This is a genomic window from Streptomyces sp. A3M-1-3 (assembly GCF_024213665.1).
Classification (GTDB): domain Bacteria; phylum Actinomycetota; class Actinomycetes; order Streptomycetales; family Streptomycetaceae; genus Streptomyces.
This window is the reverse complement of record NZ_JANAVP010000090.1, coordinates 1-492: the sequence shown is the minus strand read 5'-3', so window position 1 is coordinate 492 and position 492 is coordinate 1. Positions and strand designations below refer to the sequence as shown.

Here is a 492-nt window from a genome sequence, read left to right as displayed (position 1 = left end):
GCTGTCGGACGCGCGGCGCAACGGCCACCGGGTGCTGGCCGTCGTACGGGGCTCCGCGGTCAACCAGGACGGCGCCTCCAACGGCCTGACCGCCCCCAACGGCCCAGCCCAGGAACGCGTCATCCGACAGGCACTCGCCAACGCGCGGCTTTCCGCCGCCGACATCGACGCGGTCGAGGCACACGGCACCGGCACCCGGCTCGGCGACCCGATCGAGGCACAGGCACTCCTGGCCACCTACGGACAGGACCGCCCGGCAGACCGGCCGCTGTACCTGGGCTCACTGAAGTCCAACATCGGCCACTCCCAGGCCGCCGCCGGCGTCGGCGGCGTCATCAAGATGATCCAGGCGATGGACCACGGCGTACTCCCCAAGACCCTGCACATCGACGAACCCTCACCACACGTCGACTGGCAGGCGGGCGCGGTCGAACTGCTCACCGAACAGCGCCGGTGGCCGGACACCGACGGCCCCCGCCGGGCCGCCGTCTC

General features: G+C 72.4%; 1 pseudogene. It reads left to right on the top strand.

The annotated features are described in order from the left end of the window. Window positions 1-492: pseudogene (locus NLX86_RS34285) on the top strand (polyketide synthase); the annotation flags it as partial.